Origin of the sequence: Spongiactinospora sp. 9N601 (assembly GCF_044326295.1) — a bacterium.
GTDB classification, from domain to species: domain Bacteria; phylum Actinomycetota; class Actinomycetes; order Streptosporangiales; family Streptosporangiaceae; genus Spongiactinospora; species Spongiactinospora gelatinilytica.
In genome coordinates this window covers 311214-328565 of sequence record NZ_JBIRBB010000005.1, presented here as the reverse complement: position 1 = coordinate 328565, position 17352 = coordinate 311214, and the positions used below count along the sequence as shown (strand labels likewise).

The 17352-nt window shown below is 69.7% G+C and carries 18 protein-coding genes; 7 read left to right on the top strand and 11 right to left on the bottom strand.

The window, feature by feature from the left end:
• Positions 1-226: 226 nt before the first annotated feature.
• A complete protein-coding gene (gene serA, locus ACH34R_RS13920) occupies positions 227-1816 on the top strand; it encodes a phosphoglycerate dehydrogenase (protein ID WP_397561784.1) in 1590 nt (529 codons plus the stop codon).
• Positions 1817-1842: 26 nt separating this feature from the next.
• Here serA and ACH34R_RS13915 read toward each other — a convergent pair whose 3' ends face one another.
• Complete coding sequence (locus tag ACH34R_RS13915; RefSeq protein WP_397561783.1) at positions 1843-2808, bottom strand: hypothetical protein; 966 nt, start codon at positions 2806-2808, stop codon at positions 1843-1845.
• Positions 2809-3751: 943 nt separating this feature from the next.
• Between ACH34R_RS13915 and ACH34R_RS13910 the strand changes: the two genes are divergently transcribed.
• Positions 3752-3979 carry a DUF397 domain-containing protein gene (locus tag ACH34R_RS13910; protein WP_397561782.1) on the top strand — a complete coding sequence of 76 codons (228 nt, stop codon included), beginning with the start codon at positions 3752-3754 and terminating at the stop codon, positions 3977-3979.
• Between the two features lie 86 nt (positions 3980-4065).
• Positions 4066-4419: an antibiotic biosynthesis monooxygenase family protein gene (locus ACH34R_RS13905; protein ID WP_397561781.1), complete on the top strand. Its 354-nt coding sequence runs from the start codon at positions 4066-4068 to the stop codon at positions 4417-4419.
• A gap of 15 nt (positions 4420-4434) precedes the next feature.
• Here ACH34R_RS13905 and ACH34R_RS13900 read toward each other — a convergent pair whose 3' ends face one another.
• Positions 4435-5022, bottom strand: coding sequence for a Uma2 family endonuclease (locus ACH34R_RS13900; RefSeq protein WP_397561780.1), 588 nt, complete (start codon positions 5020-5022; stop codon positions 4435-4437).
• Positions 5023-5243: 221 nt separating this feature from the next.
• Here ACH34R_RS13900 and ACH34R_RS13895 point away from each other — a divergent pair, with 221 nt between their 5' ends.
• Positions 5244-6932 (top strand): heparinase II/III family protein, encoded by a 1689-nt coding sequence (locus ACH34R_RS13895; protein ID WP_397561779.1) that lies wholly within the window; start codon positions 5244-5246, stop codon positions 6930-6932.
• Positions 6933-6957: 25 nt separating this feature from the next.
• On the opposite strand, the gene cimA is transcribed toward ACH34R_RS13895, so the two are convergent.
• Complete coding sequence (cimA, locus tag ACH34R_RS13890) at positions 6958-8535, bottom strand: citramalate synthase (protein ID WP_397561778.1); 1578 nt, start codon at positions 8533-8535, stop codon at positions 6958-6960.
• Positions 8536-8805: 270 nt separating this feature from the next.
• Between cimA and ACH34R_RS13885 the strand changes: the two genes are divergently transcribed.
• Positions 8806-9459, top strand: a complete 654-nt coding sequence (locus ACH34R_RS13885) for an O-methyltransferase (RefSeq protein ID WP_397561777.1) — start codon at positions 8806-8808, stop codon at positions 9457-9459.
• Positions 9460-9510: 51 nt separating this feature from the next.
• Here the strand turns inward: ACH34R_RS13885 and ACH34R_RS13880 are convergent, their stop codons facing one another.
• The 8 genes from ACH34R_RS13880 to ACH34R_RS13845 all read right to left on the bottom strand — a co-directional run bounded on the left by ACH34R_RS13880 (position 9511) and on the right by ACH34R_RS13845 (position 14784).
• The gene (locus ACH34R_RS13880) at positions 9511-10608 is read right to left on the bottom strand and encodes a branched-chain amino acid aminotransferase (RefSeq protein ID WP_397561776.1); all 1098 of its coding nucleotides are present in this window, start codon (positions 10606-10608) and stop codon (positions 9511-9513) included.
• 305 nt (positions 10609-10913) lie between these two features.
• Complete coding sequence (locus tag ACH34R_RS13875; RefSeq protein ID WP_397561775.1) at positions 10914-11954, bottom strand: 3-isopropylmalate dehydrogenase; 1041 nt, start codon at positions 11952-11954, stop codon at positions 10914-10916.
• 87 nt (positions 11955-12041) lie between these two features.
• Positions 12042-12620 carry an alkaline shock response membrane anchor protein AmaP gene (locus ACH34R_RS13870; protein ID WP_397561774.1) on the bottom strand — a complete coding sequence of 193 codons (579 nt, stop codon included), beginning with the start codon at positions 12618-12620 and terminating at the stop codon, positions 12042-12044.
• Positions 12610-13239, bottom strand: coding sequence for a DUF6286 domain-containing protein (locus ACH34R_RS13865; RefSeq protein ID WP_397561773.1), 630 nt, complete (start codon positions 13237-13239; stop codon positions 12610-12612). Before ACH34R_RS13865 ends, ACH34R_RS13870 begins: the two co-directional genes overlap by 11 nt.
• A gap of 40 nt (positions 13240-13279) precedes the next feature.
• Positions 13280-13663, bottom strand: a complete 384-nt coding sequence (locus ACH34R_RS13860; protein WP_397561772.1) for an Asp23/Gls24 family envelope stress response protein — start codon at positions 13661-13663, stop codon at positions 13280-13282.
• Entirely contained in the window at positions 13660-13848 is a 189-nt protein-coding gene (locus ACH34R_RS13855; protein WP_111167172.1) for a hypothetical protein, read from the bottom strand. Before ACH34R_RS13855 ends, ACH34R_RS13860 begins: the two co-directional genes overlap by 4 nt.
• 40 nt (positions 13849-13888) lie before the next feature.
• Positions 13889-14299: a hypothetical protein gene (locus tag ACH34R_RS13850; RefSeq protein WP_397561771.1), complete on the bottom strand. Its 411-nt coding sequence runs from the start codon at positions 14297-14299 to the stop codon at positions 13889-13891.
• The gene (locus ACH34R_RS13845) at positions 14296-14784 is read right to left on the bottom strand and encodes an Asp23/Gls24 family envelope stress response protein (RefSeq protein ID WP_397561770.1); all 489 of its coding nucleotides are present in this window, start codon (positions 14782-14784) and stop codon (positions 14296-14298) included. The genes ACH34R_RS13850 and ACH34R_RS13845 overlap by 4 nt, the downstream gene beginning before the upstream one ends.
• Before the next feature lie 295 nt (positions 14785-15079).
• On the opposite strand from ACH34R_RS13845, the gene ACH34R_RS13840 reads away from it, so the two are divergent.
• Positions 15080-15856 (top strand): fumarylacetoacetate hydrolase family protein, encoded by a 777-nt coding sequence (locus tag ACH34R_RS13840; protein WP_397561769.1) that lies wholly within the window; start codon positions 15080-15082, stop codon positions 15854-15856.
• A 28-nt stretch (positions 15857-15884) separates the two neighbouring features.
• A complete protein-coding gene (gene gltX, locus ACH34R_RS13835) occupies positions 15885-17216 on the top strand; it encodes a glutamate--tRNA ligase (protein WP_397561989.1) in 1332 nt (443 codons plus the stop codon).
• The last annotated feature ends 136 nt before the right edge of the window (positions 17217-17352 follow it).

Below are 17352 nucleotides of genomic sequence, written 5' to 3'. Positions count from 1 at the left end.
CGATAGGTAGTGAACCACGGCTTATCAGGGTAATCGGGAAGATTCTTTGCGAGCAATACCAAGATGACGGCAGAACGGGTGGATTCGCCCACGGTGGGTACGCGGGTCGTACGCCCGGCGTGAACTCCCTGCCTGGGGCGTCTCGGATGCCGGGACACTCGTGAACACATTCACAAGCGGTCGATAGACTGCATGGCGTCCCATGCCGACCAGTAAGGACCGTCCCGTGAACAAGCCCGTTGTCCTGGTGGCCGAGGAGCTCTCCCCGGCCGGCATCGCCGTACTCGGTGCCGACTTCGAGGTCCGTCAGACCGACGGAGCCGACCGCTCTCAGCTTCTCCCCGCGCTCGCCGAGGCCGACGCCCTCATCGTGCGCAGCGCCACCCGGGTCGACGCCGAGGCGCTGTCCCACGCGCCGAAGCTCCGCGTCGTGGCGCGGGCGGGTGTCGGGCTGGACAACGTCGACGTCGAGGCCGCCACCAAGGCCGGCGTCATGGTCGTGAACGCGCCCACCTCCAACATCACCAGCGCCGCCGAGCACACCGTGGCGCTCATCCTGGCCAGCGCGCGCAACGTCGCCCAGGGGCACAGCGCGCTCAAGGGCGGGGAGTGGAAGCGGTCCAAGTACACCGGCGTCGAGCTGGACGAGAAGGTCGTCGGCATCCTCGGCCTGGGCCGGATCGGGCAGCTCGTCGCCCAGCGGCTGCAGCCGTTCGGCGTCGAGCTGATCGCCTACGACCCCTTCCTGCAGCCCGCGCGGGCCGCGCAGATCGGCGTCCGCATGGTGTCGCTGGAGGAACTGCTGGCCGAGTCCGACTTCATCACGGTCCACCTGCCCAAGTCCAAGGAGACGGTCGGGCTGATCGGCGACCGTGAGCTGCACGCCGTCAAGCCCTCGGTGCGCATCGTCAACGTCGCCCGCGGCGGCATCGTCGACGAGGCCGCGCTCTACACGGCGCTGAAGGAGGGCCGGGTCGCCGGGGCGGGCATCGACGTGTTCGCCAAGGAGCCCTGCACCGACAGCCCGCTGTTCGAGCTGGACAGCGTGGTCGTCACCCCGCACCTCGGCGCCTCCACCCACGAGGCCCAGGAGAAGGCCGGCACCCAGGTCGCGCGCAGCGTCAAGCTGGCGCTGTCCGGCGAGTTCGTGCCGGACGCCGTCAACGTCCAGGGCGGCGCGGTCGCCGAAGACGTCAAGCCGGGCCTCGCGCTGGCCGAGAAGCTCGGGCGCGTCTTCACCGCCCTGGCCAGGGAGACCGCGACCAAGCTGGACGTCGAGGTGCGCGGCGAGATCGCCGCCCACGACGTGCGGGTGCTGGAGCTGGCCGCGCTCAAGGGCGTGTTCACCGACGTGGTCGAGGACGCCGTCACCTACGTCAACGCCCCGCTGCTGGCCCAGGACCGCGGCGTCGCCGTCGAGCTGGTCACCAGCCAGGACAGCCCCGACTGGCGCAACCTCGTCACCGTGCGCGGCGTCCTCGCCGACGGCCGCAACGTCTCGGTGTCGGGCACGCTGTCCGGCACCCGGCAGGTCACCAAGATCGTCGAGGTCAACGGCTTCGCGATGGAGATCGAGCCCACCGACCACCTGGCCTTCTTCGGCTACCACGACCGGCCGGGCATCGTCGGCATCGTCGGGCGCATCCTCGGCGACCACTCCATCAACATCGCGTCCATGCAGGTGGCGAGGGACGAGAAGGGTGGGCGCGCGCTCATCGCCCTGACCGTGGACACCGCCATCCCGGACGACCTCCTCCCGGCCATCATGGCGGAGATCGGCGCGGACACCGGCCGTACGGTCGACCTCGCCGACTGACCGGCCGCCTTTCGCCCGGCGGGGGTTCACCTCGCCGGGGCCAGGCGGATGATCTGGTCGCGCAGTTCCTTGGTGCCATCGGCCTGGAGCGCGCCGTTGTCGATGGGGGGCGTGCAGCCGGACGTGAACCAGATGTCCACCGGCGGCCCGTCCCGGTAACCGAATATGAGCCGGAAGGTGCCTTCGTCGTCCGGAGGGCCCTGGCAGCCGTTGGTGGACGTCCAGGTGTCCAGCGCGTTCAGCGGCCCGGCGAGGGCGGCGGCCTCCCGCGCACCGTACTTCCGGTGGGGCCACGTCTTGCTGGGTGAGCCCTGACGGCACACCGTGACGGAGACCGGTTCGCCGGGGACCATCGTGTCCTCCTCCCCGCGGCGGCCGGTGGTGCCCTCGCAGGCGTCGGTCTGCCGGACGGGAGGCCAGGTCCCGGTGCGGTAGGCGGCGGTGATGTTCGGGCCGATGTAGGCGCCGGACCGTATGGTGCCGTTGGTGGTGACCACGCAGGAGTTGACCTCCTCCGCGCTGCCCAGCCACAGCGCCGAGCCGTCAGGGTAGGCGAACCGGATCAGATAGTTGGTCGTCGGGCCGCCCATCGCCGTGCAGGCGCCCGGCCCGGAACCGACCGGCAGGTAGGCGATGTCGTGCAGCATCGCCCGCGTTCGGGTCGTCAGGGTGCGCGTGCCGGCCAGCCGCTCGCCGCCGGGCTTGTAGTTGAGGCCCGGATAGGCGCAGATCAGCGCCTCCACCGGAGCACCGGGCACGAGCGTCTCACCGGCGCCCTCGACCCGCGCCGCGGCGGGGACCCAGCCGCCCGTGTCCGCGCCGCCCCACCGCTGCGGACACGTCGCCGGTACGGCCGGCGCGTTCCTCGCCACCGGCTCGGGCGCGCTCACCGCGATCACTCCGACCATGACTCCGGTCACCAGGAGAGCTCTCACACCGCTGAGAACGTCGCTGGCCCACAATCGGTTCACCCGATCCGTGACATTCGTCATGGCCGGATCGTGACAGCCCGCCGAGGTCCGAAGGCCGTACGGGCGGACCATCGGCGCCGTCGTCCCTGAGGCATCCATCGGCGAACTGCGCGCGCTGCCGGGCGTCGCCCCCGCCGAACTGCACTGCGCCGACTCCGACGCCGCCCTGCGCGCCCTACCGGCGCTGCTGACCCCCGGCCCACGACATCTTGGGCCACCGCGATGTCGCTGGAGGACGCCTTCATCGAGCTCACCGCGGACGAGGAACGTCACCTGCCTGAGCCCGCTGACCCAACGGGAGCACCAGGTACAGCGGGCGGGCGCGGCGGGTGGGACGGTCGCCGACCCGGCGGCGGTACACGACCACCTGTCGGTGCGCGTGCGCGGGCGGAGGCCATCAGGATCGCCATGGACCGTGGCCGGCTCTGAACGCCGCCGATGTCTCACATAGTGGGACAATCGGACGGCCAGCGAGACGCACCCTGGAACGCGGGGTAGTCTTATGTGGTAATGCGCCAGGTATTCGGGATTCTTACCTGCCGCGGCGGGGCCTGACCAGGGCAGGCCGGCGACCCGTCGCGGTGCGTGCGCCTGCCGGCCGGTGATCCGCCTGAGGATCTGTGACCCGGATCCCATTGACGGGTCGATCAAGGGTTCGTGTGCCGAATCCACTTTTTCCGCCCGATTCCGCGTGTGCGTGTCGTCACGTGCGCGTTCGCCCACGAGATCGAGAGAAGATCATGTACGAGATGTACCCCTGGACCCCCGCCGACGAAGAGCGCGACGAGGCCGCGGACGCCGTCCAGTTCGCGCTGGACCGCCGCGACAACGGCGGTTCTCCGACGCGCTGACATCCAGCGGCCATTCCCCGCGGACCCCCGGACACGAGGGGCGCGGTGTGGCACGATGCGTGGGGTATGTTTCGCCCCTCGTGAACCGCCGCATCGATCGAGGAAACCAGAACATGGACTCACGCGCTCGCCAGTGGAAGAAGAGCATGCGCAGCGACGGACACTGCGTTGAGGTCACGACCGTCGACTCGGCGGACTCCAGCCACAACAAGGCCGCCGAGGGAGAGCAGCTCTTCCTGCTCCGCGACTCCAAGAACCCGGACGGCCCCGTGCTGACCTTCACTCCCGCCGAGTGGGAGGCGTTCGTGGCCGGCGTCAAGGACGGCGAATTCGACATCTGACCGGCGCGCCGCCCGTCGGCCGTGACACGGACCGGCGGGCGGGGGCCCTAAAGTGATCCGTGACCGTACGGAGCGGAGGAGGCCCGATGGCATCGGTGGTCAAGATCAATGTCCTGAGCGTCCCGCCGGACATGCGCGAAGAGCTGGAGCGTAGATTCGCCGGCCGCGCGGGCATGGTCGAATCCCAGGACGGCTTCGAGTGGTTCGAGCTGCTGCGCCCTCTGGACGGCACCGACCGCTACCTCGTCTACACCCGCTGGCGCAGCGAAGAGGACTTCCAGCGCTGGCAGAGCAGCCAGGCATTCCAACGCGGCCACGCCCAAGCCTCAGGCGAGCGCCCCTCCGGCCACCCCCAGGGCGTGGGCCACGGCCAGGGCCCGGCCGCCACCGGCTCCGAACTCTGGTCCTTCGAGGTCATCGAAACCGCCGCCCCGAAGTAGCGCTTGCCCTCGTCATCACAGCCCTTTGAAGGGCGTGGTGTCCAGGGTGAGCCGCCATGGCTCTGGTAGTTCGAGTGGTTCGCCGAAGGCGGCCTCGGTTTCGGTGGCGTAGCCTTTTTCGCCGGGGTCGCTGAGCAGGCGTACGCGTTGTTCGTAGGTGTCGATCACCAGGTAGAGCGGCACTTTTCCGCGTGCGCAGGTGGCCGGTTTGAGTTTGTGGTCGTCGTGTGAACTGCTCGGTGACACCACCTCCACCACCAGCAACGTGTCTTCGGCGTATACGTGATCCTCGCCCCACATGCGGTGCTCTGGGGGAGCTATGACGAGGTCGGGGATGTATCGGTCGTCCTGGGGGCCGAAGAACAGCTTGGGGCCGGTCCAGGCCAGCCATCCCCGCTCGCCGACGAGTGCGAACAACTGCTTGAGCAGCAGCCACACGACGGTGCTGTGCTTCACGGTCGGCATGTCGGTCACCACGATCCGGTCGTCGTGGAGCTCAACACGCATATCCGGAAGCAGCTCGCAGACCCTGGCGTAGCGGTCGTAGATGGTCTCGTTGGCAGAGGCGGGTGGTGCCTCCGGGCGATCCAGAACCTTGGCCATGAGGCCATCATCCCCTCCAGGCTCATGCTCGCAACGTGTTTGCTGTAACACTTACTGTAGTGGCTTTCGAGTCGTACCGCACGCCAGTTCGAGCAGATCCCGAAGGGCTGCTGCGAGCCTGATAACGATGTGGCTCATGCGCCTGCGGTGACTTGACCGGGACTTCGTGAGTCGGAAAACATGATCCGCCCCCTTCGTCCCGGTCCTGGAAGGAAACTGGCGTGCGCCGCCGATCGAGTGCTGCCCTGGTGTTGTCCGCCGTCATGCTGCTGGCCGGTGGCGGGGTGGTGAGCGGGGCCGATGCCGCGGCCGTGAAGCGGACGGCGGAGTGTCAAGGGGACTGGCTGCCCGCCACGCCGACGTCGGAGGAAGTCATGGCCGGCGAGCTGTCGTTCCTCGGGCTGCCCGCCGTCAAGGTGGGCAAGAACGTGAACTGGCGGTGGAGTCCCTACAAGAACCGCTCCTGGGACATGGTCTTCCACTCCCTGCGCTGGATGGGCAGGCTCGTCGCCGACTACGAGCTCAACGGCAAGGAGAGCTACCTGCGCCGGGCCCGGGAGATCGCCAAGGACTGGGTGGACGACAACCCCCGCGGCGGCCGGAACACCAGCCCCTACGCCTGGCAGGAGCACCCCATCGCGCTCCGCGCACCCGCGCTGGTGTGCCTGAGCAAGCATGTCGGCGAGGACTGGCTGAAGAAGAGCCTGGCCGAGCACGGCCGCATGCTGGCCGACCCCAGGCTCTACGAAAAGGGCCACAACCACGGCATCGACCAGGACATCGCACTACTCGGCATCGGCTGCCGCTACGGTCGTGATGAGTGGTCCAAGCTGGCGATCCGGCGGCTCACCGAGACGGTGAAGCTCGACGTCGACTCCCAGGGCGCGCTGCGCGAGCAGGCGCCGCGTTATGCGATCTACGTACACCAGCGGCTCAAGGTCGCCATCGACAACATCAAGGCGTGCGACCGCGCGGTGCCCTCGCAGATCTCCAAGCGCTGGAACTCCCTGGAGACCTTCATCGCGCACGCCACCCAGCCCAACGGCCACATGGTCCCGATCGGCGACGGCGGAGCCGACGTACGGCCCGCCGGCTACGACGCCCCCACGCAGAAGGTGAAGGTCTTCGGCAGCTCCGGATACGTGTTCGGCCGCTCCTCCTGGAAGGACGAGAAGGAGTCGGCCTTCTACTCGATCAGGTTCGGCCCCGGACTGAAGTTCCACGGCCACGAGGACCACCTGGGCGTCACCTACTTCGCGCAAGGCCGTGACGTGCTGGTGGACGTGGGTTTCCACTCCTACGAGAACACACCGTACCGCCGCTGGACCATGTCACCGCAGGCGCACAACGTGCCGGTCGTGGCCGGTGCCGCGTTCCGCGGTGGCACCCCCTCCAAGCTGGTGAAATCGTCCACCGGCGGGAACCGGCAGAGCTACCGGCTCACCGACCGGGCGTACGGTGTGGCGCGTACCCGCTCGGTGCTCGTCAACCACGGCGATGACCTGATGGCCGTGCTCGACACCGCGGCCGGCAAGTCCAAGATCAGCAACATCTGGCACTTCGACCACGGGCTGACCGCGGCCGCCCCCAGCGGTGGCCGGGTCGTGCTGCGGGACAAGGACTGGAAGGCCACGCTCGTGCAGGTCGCGCTGCCCTCCTGCCGGCCGGTGAGCGGGCTGAAGGTGGTCAGGGGCGCGAACAGCCCGATCCAGGGATGGGTCTCGCCCGCCTACCTGAAGAAGACCCCCGCGCCCGCCGTGCTCTCGCCCGCCTCGGCCGACCCGCTGCTGACCATCGTGGTGCCCGGCGTGGCCGACCCCAAGGTGCGGTGCTCGGGCGGCAAGGTCACGGTGGAGACGGCCGGCGACGCGGTGTCCTTCACGGCCACGCCCGCCGGGGCGCTCTCCTGAGCGCCCCGCAGCGCGCCTGACCTCGCTACTCTCCCTCGTGCCCGGCCCGGAGCAGCCCGTACGTCACCGCCTGCTCCAGGGCCTGCCAGGACGCCTCGATGATGTTCTCGTCGACGCCGACCGTGGACCATTCGCCGGTGTCGTCGCTGGAGGTGATCAGCACCCGGGTGATCGCCTGGGTGCCGTGGGTGCCTTCGAGTATCCGCACCTTGAAGTCGGTGAGCTCCAGCCTGGCCAGCTCGGGGTAGAGGCGTTCGAGCGCCTGCCGTACCGCCTTGTCCAGCGCGTTGACCGGGCCGTTGCCCTCGCCGGTGGCCACGATGCGCTCGCCCTTGGCGTGCAGCTTGACGGTGGCCTCGCTGACCACGTCGCCGCCGGCGGGGTGCTCCACGATGACCCGCCAGGACTCGACGGAGAAGTGCCTGCGGCGGTCGCCGCCGACCGTGTCGCGGAGCAGCAGCTCGAAGGAGGCGTCGGCGGCCTCGAACGTGTAGCCCTGGGACTCCAGGACTTTGACCCGCTCGACCAGCTCGCGGGATTCCTGGGAGCTGAGGGTGTAGCCCAGCTCGCGGCCCTTCAGCTCGACCGAGGCGCGACCGGCCATGTCGGAGACCAGCATCCGCATGTCGTTGCCGACCTCTGCCGGGTCGATGTGCTGGTAGAGGTTGGGATCGACCTTGATCGCGCTGGCGTGCAGGCCGGCCTTGTGGGCGAAGGCCGACACGCCGACGTAGGGCTGGTGGGAGTTGGGCGTGACGTTGGTGACCTCGGTGATCGCGTGCGCGATGCGGGTCATGTCGGCCAGCGACTCGCGCGGCACGAGGTCGAAGCCCCGCTTGAGCTGGAGGTTGGCGACGACGGTGAACAGGTTGGCGTTGCCCGACCGCTCGCCGTAGCCGTTGGCGCAGCCCTGGACGTGCGTGACGCCCGCGCGTACCGCGGCGAGCGTGTTGGCCACCGCGCACCCGGTGTCGTCGTGGCAGTGGATGCCGAGCCGCGCCTGTGTGCCCGCCGCGGCGAGGACCACGTCGCCCAGCTCGTCGGGCAGCATGCCGCCGTTGGTGTCGCACAGGGCGATCACGTCTGCCCCGGCCTCGGCCGCGGTGCGGACGACTTCGAGAGCGTACGCTGGATTGGACTTGTAACCGTCGAAGAAGTGCTCGGCGTCGAGGAAGACACGCTGACCCTCCGCACGAAGGTGAGAAACCGTGTCGCGGATCATCGCGAGGTTCTCGGTGAGAGTCGTGCGAAGGGCCAGCTCCACGTGCCGGTCGTGACTCTTGGCGACAAGGGTCACGACCGGCGCGCCGGATTCGCGCAAGGCGGCCACCAATGGGTCGTCGGCGGCCTTCACTCCGGCCCGGCGGGTCGCGCCGAACGCGGCGAGTTGCGCGTGCTTCAGGTCGAGCTCTGTTCGAGCCCGCCGGAAGAATTCGGTGTCCTTGGGGTTGGCGCCAGGCCAGCCCCCCTCGATGAAGCCGACGCCCAGGCCGTCCAGGTGGCGCGCGACGGTGAGCTTGTCGGCCACCGTGAGGTTCAAGCCCTCCTGCTGGGCCCCGTCGCGCAGCGTTGTGTCATAGACGTGGAAGCGGTCGTCGGCCATCGGTTCGTCTCCTTGACGGTCTTTTCGCGGTTCGATCTTCGATCGCCATGTGCACGCTCCGGCAAACAAAAAGACCCCTCACGGACGTGAGAGGTCTGCGCGCCGGCGTGGTCCTGTTACGTGCCGGCGCGCCTGCCGATAATGAGCAGACCGTTCTTCATGGTCCTAGCAGTCTGCCACATCCTCCGGCATCTGGCACATTGATCTCGGAGTCCGAGACACGGAGCGTACGGCGGGCGAGCGCGCCCCTCCCCGTGCAGAATGAGCGCCATGAAGGCCACCTACCTGGATCCCGCCGTCGGCCAGTACGTCCTGGCCCACACGACACCCCCCGATGACCTGCTGGAACGTCTCGCCGTGGAGACTCGCGCGGCCACCGGAGGCCACGCGGGCATGCAGATCTCCCCGGAGCAGGGGCGGTTCATGACCATGATCGCCCAGATGGCCGGGGCGGCCAACGTCGTCGAGGTCGGCACGTTCACCGGCTACTCCTCGATCTGCCTGGCCCGTGGCCTGGCTCCCGGGGGCCGGATGACCTGTTTCGACGTGAGCGAGGAGTGGACCTCGATCGCCCGGCGCTACTGGGCGGAGGCCGGCGTGGCCGACCGGATCGAGCTGGTACTCGGCCCGGCCGCCGAGACCCTGGCGCGCTTTCCCGCCGACCCGCCCATCGACCTGGCCTTCATCGACGCCGACAAGCCCGGCTACCCGGTCTACTACGAGCTGGTGATGTCCCGGCTGGCCCCCGGCGGGGTGATCATCGTCGACAACACCCTGCGCAACGGGAACGTGGCCGATCCGACGAACGACGCCGCGAGCACCGTCGTGATGCGCGCGTTCAACGACCTCGTGCGCGGCGACGCCCGGGTGACCAGCGTGCTGCTGCCGGTCGCCGACGGCCTGACGCTGATCAGGAAGAACTGACGGCCACGGCCGGGATCTCGGGCGAGTCCCGGCCGCGAGCGCTTCGGCGGGTCAGCAGATCTTGTGGACCCAGGAGTGGGTGTCGGGGCGCGCGCCGTACTGGATGCCGACCAGCTCCTCGCGGAGCTTGAGCGTCACCGGGCCGGGCGTGCCGTCGCCGATCGTCCAGCCGCGGTCGGTGCCCTTGACGGCGCCGACCGGGGTGATCACGGCGGCGGTGCCGCAGGCGAAGACCTCGGTCAGCTCGCCCGACTCGCATCCGGCCTGCCACTCCTCGATGGAGAGGCGGCCCTCGGCGACCTCCAGCCCCAGGTCGCCCGCCATGCTGATGATCGAGTCGCGGGTGATGCCGGGCAGCAGCGTGCCGGTGAGGGCGGGGGTGAGCAGTTTGTTGCCGAAGACGAAGAACAGGTTCATTCCGCCCATCTCCTCGACGTAGCGGTGTTCCACCGCGTCGAGCCAGACGACCTGGTCACAGCCGTTCTGGACGGCCTGCCGCTGGGCCACGAAGGCCGCCGCGTAGTTGCCGCCGCACTTGGCGAAACCGGTGCCGCCGGGGGCGGCGCGGGTGTACTCGGTGGACAGCCAGACCGACACGGGCTTGACGCCACCGGAGAAGTAGGAGGCGGCCGGCGAGGCGATCACCATGTACTTGTAGGCGCGCGACGGGTAGTTGACGCCCAGCGCCGCCTGCGTGGCGATCATGAACGGGCGCAGGTAGAGGCTGTGCCCCTCGGCGGTGGGCACCCACTCCCGGTCGGTCTGCACGAGCAGTTCCAGTGACTCGACGAAGGTGTCCTCGGGCAGTTCGGGCATGGCCATGCGCTGTGCCGAGAGGTTGAAGCGGGCGGCGTTCGCGAACGGCCGGAACGTGGCGATGCTGCCGCCGGCCTGCCGGTACGCCTTCAGGCCCTCGAACAGTTCCTGCGCGTAGTGGAAGACGGAGGTGGCCGGGTCAAGGGTGAGCGGGCCGTACGGCAGCAGCCGCGCGTCGTGCCAGCCCACGCCCTCGGTGTAGTCGACCGAGATCATGTGGTCGGTGAAGTGCTGGCCGAACCCGGGGTTCGCCAATACCTGCTCGCGCTCGGCTACGGTGCGAGCGTGGTCCGAGAGCTGCACGTCAAAGCTGAGCTTCTGAGCGGTGGTCATGACGAGGTCCTTCTCTTGGGTGGTCTGCCCTGCCTCCATTGTGCGACGGAGGCAGGCCGTAACGGAAAGCTACTGCATAATCTGGACATTCGGCAGAGCCTCGGAGTCCAGGTTTGGGTGACCCGGCTCCGGCTGCGCCGTCTCCCGCGTGTGACGGTACTCTTCGGTTCTTCGTGTGGTGTGTAACACCTTACGAAGCTCACAGCCTGTCACCTTCGGGGGCCGCGAAGATCTCCGGCCGGCAATGCGAACGCGCATGGCACCCCTCCCGGGTCGCCATGCGCGTGAGTGTGAGCGGCCCGGGACTACCCGGCTACTCGTGCGGTGATGTCGTCGCCGATCCGGCTCGTGCCGCGCACCGCGTCGCCGCGCTCGGCCAGGTCATCGGCCACCGCGCGCTCGATCGCGCCCGCCGCGTCGGCGAAGCCCAGGTGGTCGAGCAGCATGCCGACCGACAGGATCGTGGCGGTCGGGTCGGCCTTGCCCTGGCCCGCGATGTCGGGCGCGCTGCCGTGGACCGGCTCGAACATGCTCGGCGCGGTGCGGTCGGGGTTGACGTTGCCGCTGGCCGCGAGGCCGATGCCGCCCGCGATGGCGGCGCCGATGTCGGTCAGGATGTCGCCGAACAGGTTGTCGGTGACGATCACGTCGAACCGCTCCGGCTGGTTGACGAAGAACATCGAGGCCGCGTCGACGTGGCAGTAGTCGGTGGTGACGTCGGGGTATTCGGCGGCGACCCGGTCGAACGTGCGCGCCCACAGGTCGCCCGCGTAGGTCAGCACGTTGGTCTTGTGGACCAGCGTGAGCTTCTTGCGGTCGCGCCCGCGCGCCTTGTCGAAGGCGTACCGGATCACCCGCTCGACGCCGTGGGCCGTGTTGAACGACTCCTGGGTGGCGATCTCGTGCGGCGTGCCGCGGCGCAGCGCGCCGCCCGCTCCCGCGTAGGGGCCCTCGGTGCCCTCGCGCACGACGACCATGTCGATGTCGGCGGGGCCGGAGGAGGCCAGCGGGGTGGCGACGCCGGGGAAGAGCTTGACCGGACGCAGGTTGACGTAGTGGTCGAGCTCGAAGCGGAGGCGCAGCAGCAGCTCGCGCTCCAGCACGCCGGGCGGCACGCTGGGGTCGCCGACCGCGCCCAGCAGGATCGCGTCGTACTCGCGCAGCTCGGCCAGCACCGCGTCGGGCAGCGTCTCGCCGGTGGCGTGGTAGCGCCGCGCGCCGAGATCGTAGGTGGTGGTCTCCACCTTCGGGCCGACCGCCTGGAGCACCTTCAGACCTTCGTCGACGACCTCGGCGCCGATGCCGTCGCCGGGAATGACCGCCAGGCGGATGCTGCGAGAATCCATGCGCATACCATACCGGTTCCGTCTCGCCCCGCGAGCACGCCATCTCAGCTCGTGGACATTTCTCCGGTTGTCGGAGGTTTTTCCCGGTTACTGGATGTTTCGCGCGGGTGAAGAGGGCTCTTCCAGCTTGAGCCGGACGACGGCGGGCAGGTTCTCCACCTCGAGCGCGTCGCGCATCCGCGGGATCGCCTTGCCGCCGAGGTGCCGCCGTACCTCCTCCATCGGCGAACGCTCGTCCGCCACGATCGCCAGCCGCACTCCGGGCTGCTTCCGCGTACCGGTCAGGTCGGCCTTCGCCCGCAGTATCGCAGGATGGTCGGACACATCCGTCTCCAGCGCCTTGGACACGCCGCCGGCCTCGACGTCCGTCTTCCCCGTCGGCCCCTGCGCCAGCCGCAGTCCGGACAGTACGTCCTTGCGGGCCTGGGCGAACAGCCAGCGCAGCCCGAGCGCCGCGAGCACCACCGAGACCACCGCCAGCACCCACCACAGCCACGGGTTGGCCGCGAAGAAGCCGGTCAGCCCCGGCCCGATCACCGGCTGGTCCCGCGCCCCCGCGCCGAACAATCCGAGCCCTCTGGCCAGTGCGTAGAGCCCGGGAAGGAGCAGCGCCAGGCCGCACAGCATCAGCCCCAGCCGGTTGCCCCTGGCCGTCTTACGTTCCATGGCGCCGGCCCTTTCCGTCGCGTACCGTCACCTTGACGTCCGGTGTGGACACGGGAGCCAGCGCGCGGATCTTCGCCGCGGCGGCCTGCCGTACCGCCTCGGTCAGCCGCGGCGCGGCCGTCAGCAGCGACGTCGTCGCCGTCACCCGGACGCGTCCCCGGCGCAGCCGGGCCTTGGCCTCCCTGACCCCGTCCACGTCCTCTACCGCGTGCCGCACCGCGTTGGTGAAACTGCGGCGCTGCATGCCCATGATCAGGTCACGGTCGCCGGTGCGCAGCGGCACGAACCGCGGCCGTCCCGGGATCAGCGCGGCCAGCAGCAGGACGAGCCCGAGCAGGGCCGCGATGGCGGCCCCCGTGAGCATCGCCGGGTCATTCCAGGGCGCACTGGTCGCCCACCGCCGCAGCGGCTCGTACGGCACGATGCGCGCCGCACCGCCGAACAGCGCCGAGATGATCTCGATCGCGGCGATGATCCCCAGCGCCATCAGCACCACCGAGGCGATCACCGCCGGCCACCTGCGCCATGGCCGGAACGCGTGCGCGGCGGCATGATTCGCCCGCCTGCCGCCCCGGCGCGGCGGGACGTCGGCCTGCGGGTGCGTGCCGGCCGCCGTCATGGCGTCCGCCCCATCGTCTCCCGGCGTGCGTACGTGGCGGTCATCGTGACTCCCCGCGGCCCGTCTCGCCGGCGCGCTGGGCCGGGACCATCGCGGTCACGTCGATGTCCACATGGCCGATGGCGAGTCCCGTCAAATGGTGGACCCTCGCCGCCACGTGACGGCGTATCCGCTCGGTGAGCGTGCGCAGCGGGGCCGGGTAGGCCACGGTCACGTCCAGGGCGAGCGTGGCCAGGCCGCCGTCCACGTTGGCGCTGGACCGCTCGTTCCACGGCACCGCGCCGCGCCGCCGTACTTCGAGCACGCCGTCCACTTCACGGGCCGCGCGCGCGGCGACCTGCGAGACCACCTGGTCAGGGATGATCGTCCGGCCGCGCCGCTCCGGCGGCGCCGCCGTGGGCGCCATGCCCGTCGTCTGGGTCATCGCCGTCTCGCGGCGAGCCGTGAGAGATCGACCTGGCCGCCCTCCATCAGGTGGCCGATCAGCAGGCCGACCGCCCCGAGAACGAGTACCAGCAGGAACGCGCCCAAGCCACCGAACGCTCCGGCGAACCCGAGGGCCAGACCTACGGTGAGGCCGATCAGCGGCCACAGTGGAAAGGTGTCCATTCCTGCCTCCTTGAGGCTTCGGTGTGGTGTTGAGCGTGCTTCAGGTGCTCATTTGCAGGTCGTCGATCGTCACGTTCACCGGTCTGCCGCCGGCCGCCTGGCCGACGGCCTCCCGTATCCGGTCGGCGACCTCGGGCAGCGGCGTGCCGTACCGGGCGGTGACCGCGATCTCCAGCCCGTCGTCCCGCAGCGCGACCCCACGGACCCGGCCGCCGGGCAGGTACGTCGCGATCGTCCCGAACGGGCCGCCGGACAGTTCCGCCACATCCGGGCACCCCGCCACCCGCTGCGCGATGTCCCGCACCAGCTCGTTCTCGGTGCGGACGCTCGGGTCGCCCTCGCGTTCCGGGGCGTCGTGGCGCGGGCGGGCGGGCTCGTCGGCGGGCGCGTGCCCGCCGGTCCCGCCCGGTGGCCCGGGCGGCGTCCCCGCCGCCGGGTACCCGCCGTTCACCGGACTCGCGACTCTTCCTGCTGCTGGCTCTTCTTCTGGTCGCCGGACTGCTTGTCGTCGCCGGGCAGGTACACGTCGTCGACCTTGACGTTCACCTCGGTGACCTCAAGGCCGCACATGCGCTCCACCGCCGTGATCACGTTCCGGCGTACGGCGGACGCCATGTCCGGGATCGCGACCCCGTAGTCCGCGACGAGGTTCACGTCCACGGCGGCCTGCCGTTCGCCCACCTCGACCGAGACGCCCTGGGTCGTGGGTCTGTCACCGCCGCCCACCATGCCGCGCACGGCGTTCAGCGCGCGCCCGGCGGCGCCGCCCATCTCGTGAACCCCGGACACGTCGCGCGCCGCCATCGCGGCGATCTTGGCGACGACGCCGTCGGCGATCGTCGTCTTCCCCTTGCCCGACTGCAACGGCCCGGCCGCGCCGGACTCCTCGGTGCGGGCACGGGGTACCGCTGCTTCCCTGTGCGTGGTCTCGGACACGTCGGTTCCCCCCGGCTCCTCGTACTTCCTCGTGGCCCACCTCAGTGACCCCCCGAGTGCCCTCCAAGTGCGCTCAGGGCATCCCAAAAAACGCGATATATCCACCTATTGCCGCAGGTCAGCGGCACAATCCGCACTTGATACCCTTTTTCCGGGTAGTTTCCGTGTCATTTCCCTTCGCGTACGGCCTCCTGGCCATCCGCTGGAAAGCCCCGGCGTCCTGCTGGCCGAAACCACTCGACGGCCTCAGTAGGCTCGTGCCGTACGGCATCCGACTGTCAGGGGCGGTCATTCAGTGCGCATAGCGAGGTTCACCACCGGCGAAGGCGTGACGTTCGGTGTGGTCGACGGCGGGCCCGGCGAAGAATTCGTCGCGGCCGTACACGGCCATCCGTTCGGCACGGTGCAGTTCACCGGTGAACGCAAACCCCTCTCCGAGGTGCGCCTGGTCGCGCCGATGCTGCCCAGCAAGGTCATCGCGATCGGCAAGAACTACGCCGACCACGCCCGCGAGATGGGCGCCGAGCCGCCGGCCGAGCCGGTGGTCTTCAGCAAGCCGTCCACCTCCGTGATCGGCCCCGGCGAGGCGATCGTCTACCCCGAGAAGCTCTCCGAACGGGTCGACTTCGAGGGCGAGCTGGCCGTGGTGATCGGCCGGCTGTGCCGCGACGTGCCCGTCGAGCGGGCCGCCGAGGTGATCTTCGGGTACACCTGCGCCAACGACGTGACGGCCCGCGACCTGCAAAAGAAGGACGGTCAGTGGACGCGGGCGAAGGGCTTCGACACCTTTTGCCCGCTCGGCCCCTGGATCCAGACGGATCTCGACCCGGCCGACCTCGCGATCACCACGACCGTCAACGGCGAGATCCGGCAGAGCGCCCGGACCTCCCAGCTCCTGCACGACATCCCCGCGCTGATCGCCTACGTGAGCGCGGTCATGACGCTCATCCCCGGCGACGTGATCCTCACCGGCACACCGGCGGGTGTCGGCCCGCTCAGCGTGGGTGACGAGGTCGGTGTCGGCATCGAAGGAATCGGCACTCTCAGCAACCGGGTGGTCTCCCGTGATTAGGGTTCGTTTCGCCCCCTCGCCCACCGGCATGTTCCATGTCGGCGGCGCGCGTTCCGCGCTGTTCAACTGGGCCCTCGCCGAACGGTACGGCGGGCAGTTCGTGCTGCGCATCGAGGACACCGACGCCGCGCGCAACCGGCCGGAGTGGACCGAGGGCATCATCTCCGCGCTCGCCTGGATCGGCGTCCACGGCGAGAACCCGGTCTTCGAGGGCCCCTACTTCCAGTCGGCCTACGAGCCGCAGCACCGCGAGGCGGTGGCCAAACTCCTCGCCGACGGCAAGGCCTACCACTGCGACTGCACCAGGGAGCAGCTTGAGGCCCGCACCGGCTCGGAGCACCGCGGCTACGACGGCCACTGCCGCGACCGCGGGCTAACCTCGGGCGCCGTCAGGTTCCGCACGCCCGACGAGGGCGTGACGGTCGTGGACGACGTGATCCGGGGGCGCGTGGAGTTCCCCAACGACGCCCAGGAGGACTTCGTCATCGCCCGCACCGACGGCTCTCCGCTGTACGTGCTGGCCAACGCCGTCGATGACATCACCCAGTCGATCACCCACGTGATCCGCGGCGAGGAACACCTGTCCAACGCCGCCCGCCAGCAGTTGCTCTGGCCCGCCCTCGGCGCGACGCCGCCGGTGTGGGCGCACCTGCCGGTGATCGTCAACGAGCAGCGCAAGAAGCTCTCCAAGCGCCGCGACAAGGTCGCCCTGGAGTCCTACCGCGACGAGGGCTACCTCGCCGAGGCGATGGTCAACTACCTGATGTTGCTCGGCTGGGGGCCGGGCGACGACCGCGAGATCATGCCGTGGTCGGAGATGGTGCCCCTCTTCCGGCTGGAAGACGTCAACTCCGCCTCCGCCTTCTTCGACGAGAAGAAGCTGCGGGCGTTCAACGGCGAGTACATCAGGGCGCTGCCGCTCGCGGAGTTCATCGCCCGCTGCGATCTCTTCCTCGACCCGTCCTGGGACCGCCAGGTCTTCGCCGAGATCGCACCGCTGGTCCAGACCCGCATCTCGGTGCTGTCCGAGGTGTCGGCCAACGTCGACTTCCTGTACCTTCCCGAGCCGGTGTTCGACCAGGCGAGCTGGGACAAGGGCATGAAGAACGCGCCCCGCGAGATCTTGTCCGGATACCTCGCCCGGCTGGAAACCGTCTCCTTCGACCCTGAGTCGCTGAAGACGGCCCTGGAGGAGGTCGGCGCGGAACACGGCCTCAAACTGAGCAAGGCCCAGGCCCCGATCCGCGTCGCTCTCACCGGCCGTACGGTCGGCCTCCCCCTCTTCGAGTCCATCCACGCCCTAGGCCCCGCCCGCACCCAGGCCCGCCTCCAGGCCGCCCTGACCCGCCTCACCCCCTAACCCCCGGCCCGGACCTCGGCGGTGAAGGGCTCCAGACCGCCGCCGGGGCGCAATGCGGCGGTGGCCTGTGCGGTGGCAGATCCGGCCCACCCTCAGGCTCTCGGTTCGGATATTGGCCGGAGGGTGGGCGGTTTGG

Coding starts and splice junctions, on each gene's coding strand:
- ACH34R_RS13915 (WP_397561783.1), bottom strand. CDS start 2,808: ATGACGAATGTCACGGATCGGGTGAACCGATTGTGGGCCAGCGACGTT.
- ACH34R_RS13855 (WP_111167172.1), bottom strand. CDS start 13,848: ATGGACACCTTTCCACTGTGGCCGCTGATCGGCCTCACCGTAGGTCTG.
- ACH34R_RS13905 (WP_397561781.1), top strand. CDS start 4,066: ATGGCATCGGTGGTCAAGATCAATGTCCTGAGCGTCCCGCCGGACATG.
- ACH34R_RS13870 (WP_397561774.1), bottom strand. CDS start 12,620: ATGGAACGTAAGACGGCCAGGGGCAACCGGCTGGGGCTGATGCTGTGC.
- ACH34R_RS13900 (WP_397561780.1), bottom strand. CDS start 5,022: ATGGCCAAGGTTCTGGATCGCCCGGAGGCACCACCCGCCTCTGCCAAC.
- ACH34R_RS13880 (WP_397561776.1), bottom strand. CDS start 10,608: ATGACCACCGCTCAGAAGCTCAGCTTTGACGTGCAGCTCTCGGACCAC.
- ACH34R_RS13865 (WP_397561773.1), bottom strand. CDS start 13,239: ATGACGGCGGCCGGCACGCACCCGCAGGCCGACGTCCCGCCGCGCCGG.
- cimA (WP_397561778.1), bottom strand. CDS start 8,535: ATGGCCGACGACCGCTTCCACGTCTATGACACAACGCTGCGCGACGGG.
- gltX (WP_397561989.1), top strand. CDS start 15,885: ATGTTCCATGTCGGCGGCGCGCGTTCCGCGCTGTTCAACTGGGCCCTC.
- ACH34R_RS13910 (WP_397561782.1), top strand. CDS start 3,752: ATGGACTCACGCGCTCGCCAGTGGAAGAAGAGCATGCGCAGCGACGGA.
- ACH34R_RS13860 (WP_397561772.1), bottom strand. CDS start 13,663: ATGACCCAGACGACGGGCATGGCGCCCACGGCGGCGCCGCCGGAGCGG.
- ACH34R_RS13885 (WP_397561777.1), top strand. CDS start 8,806: ATGAAGGCCACCTACCTGGATCCCGCCGTCGGCCAGTACGTCCTGGCC.
- ACH34R_RS13875 (WP_397561775.1), bottom strand. CDS start 11,954: ATGGATTCTCGCAGCATCCGCCTGGCGGTCATTCCCGGCGACGGCATC.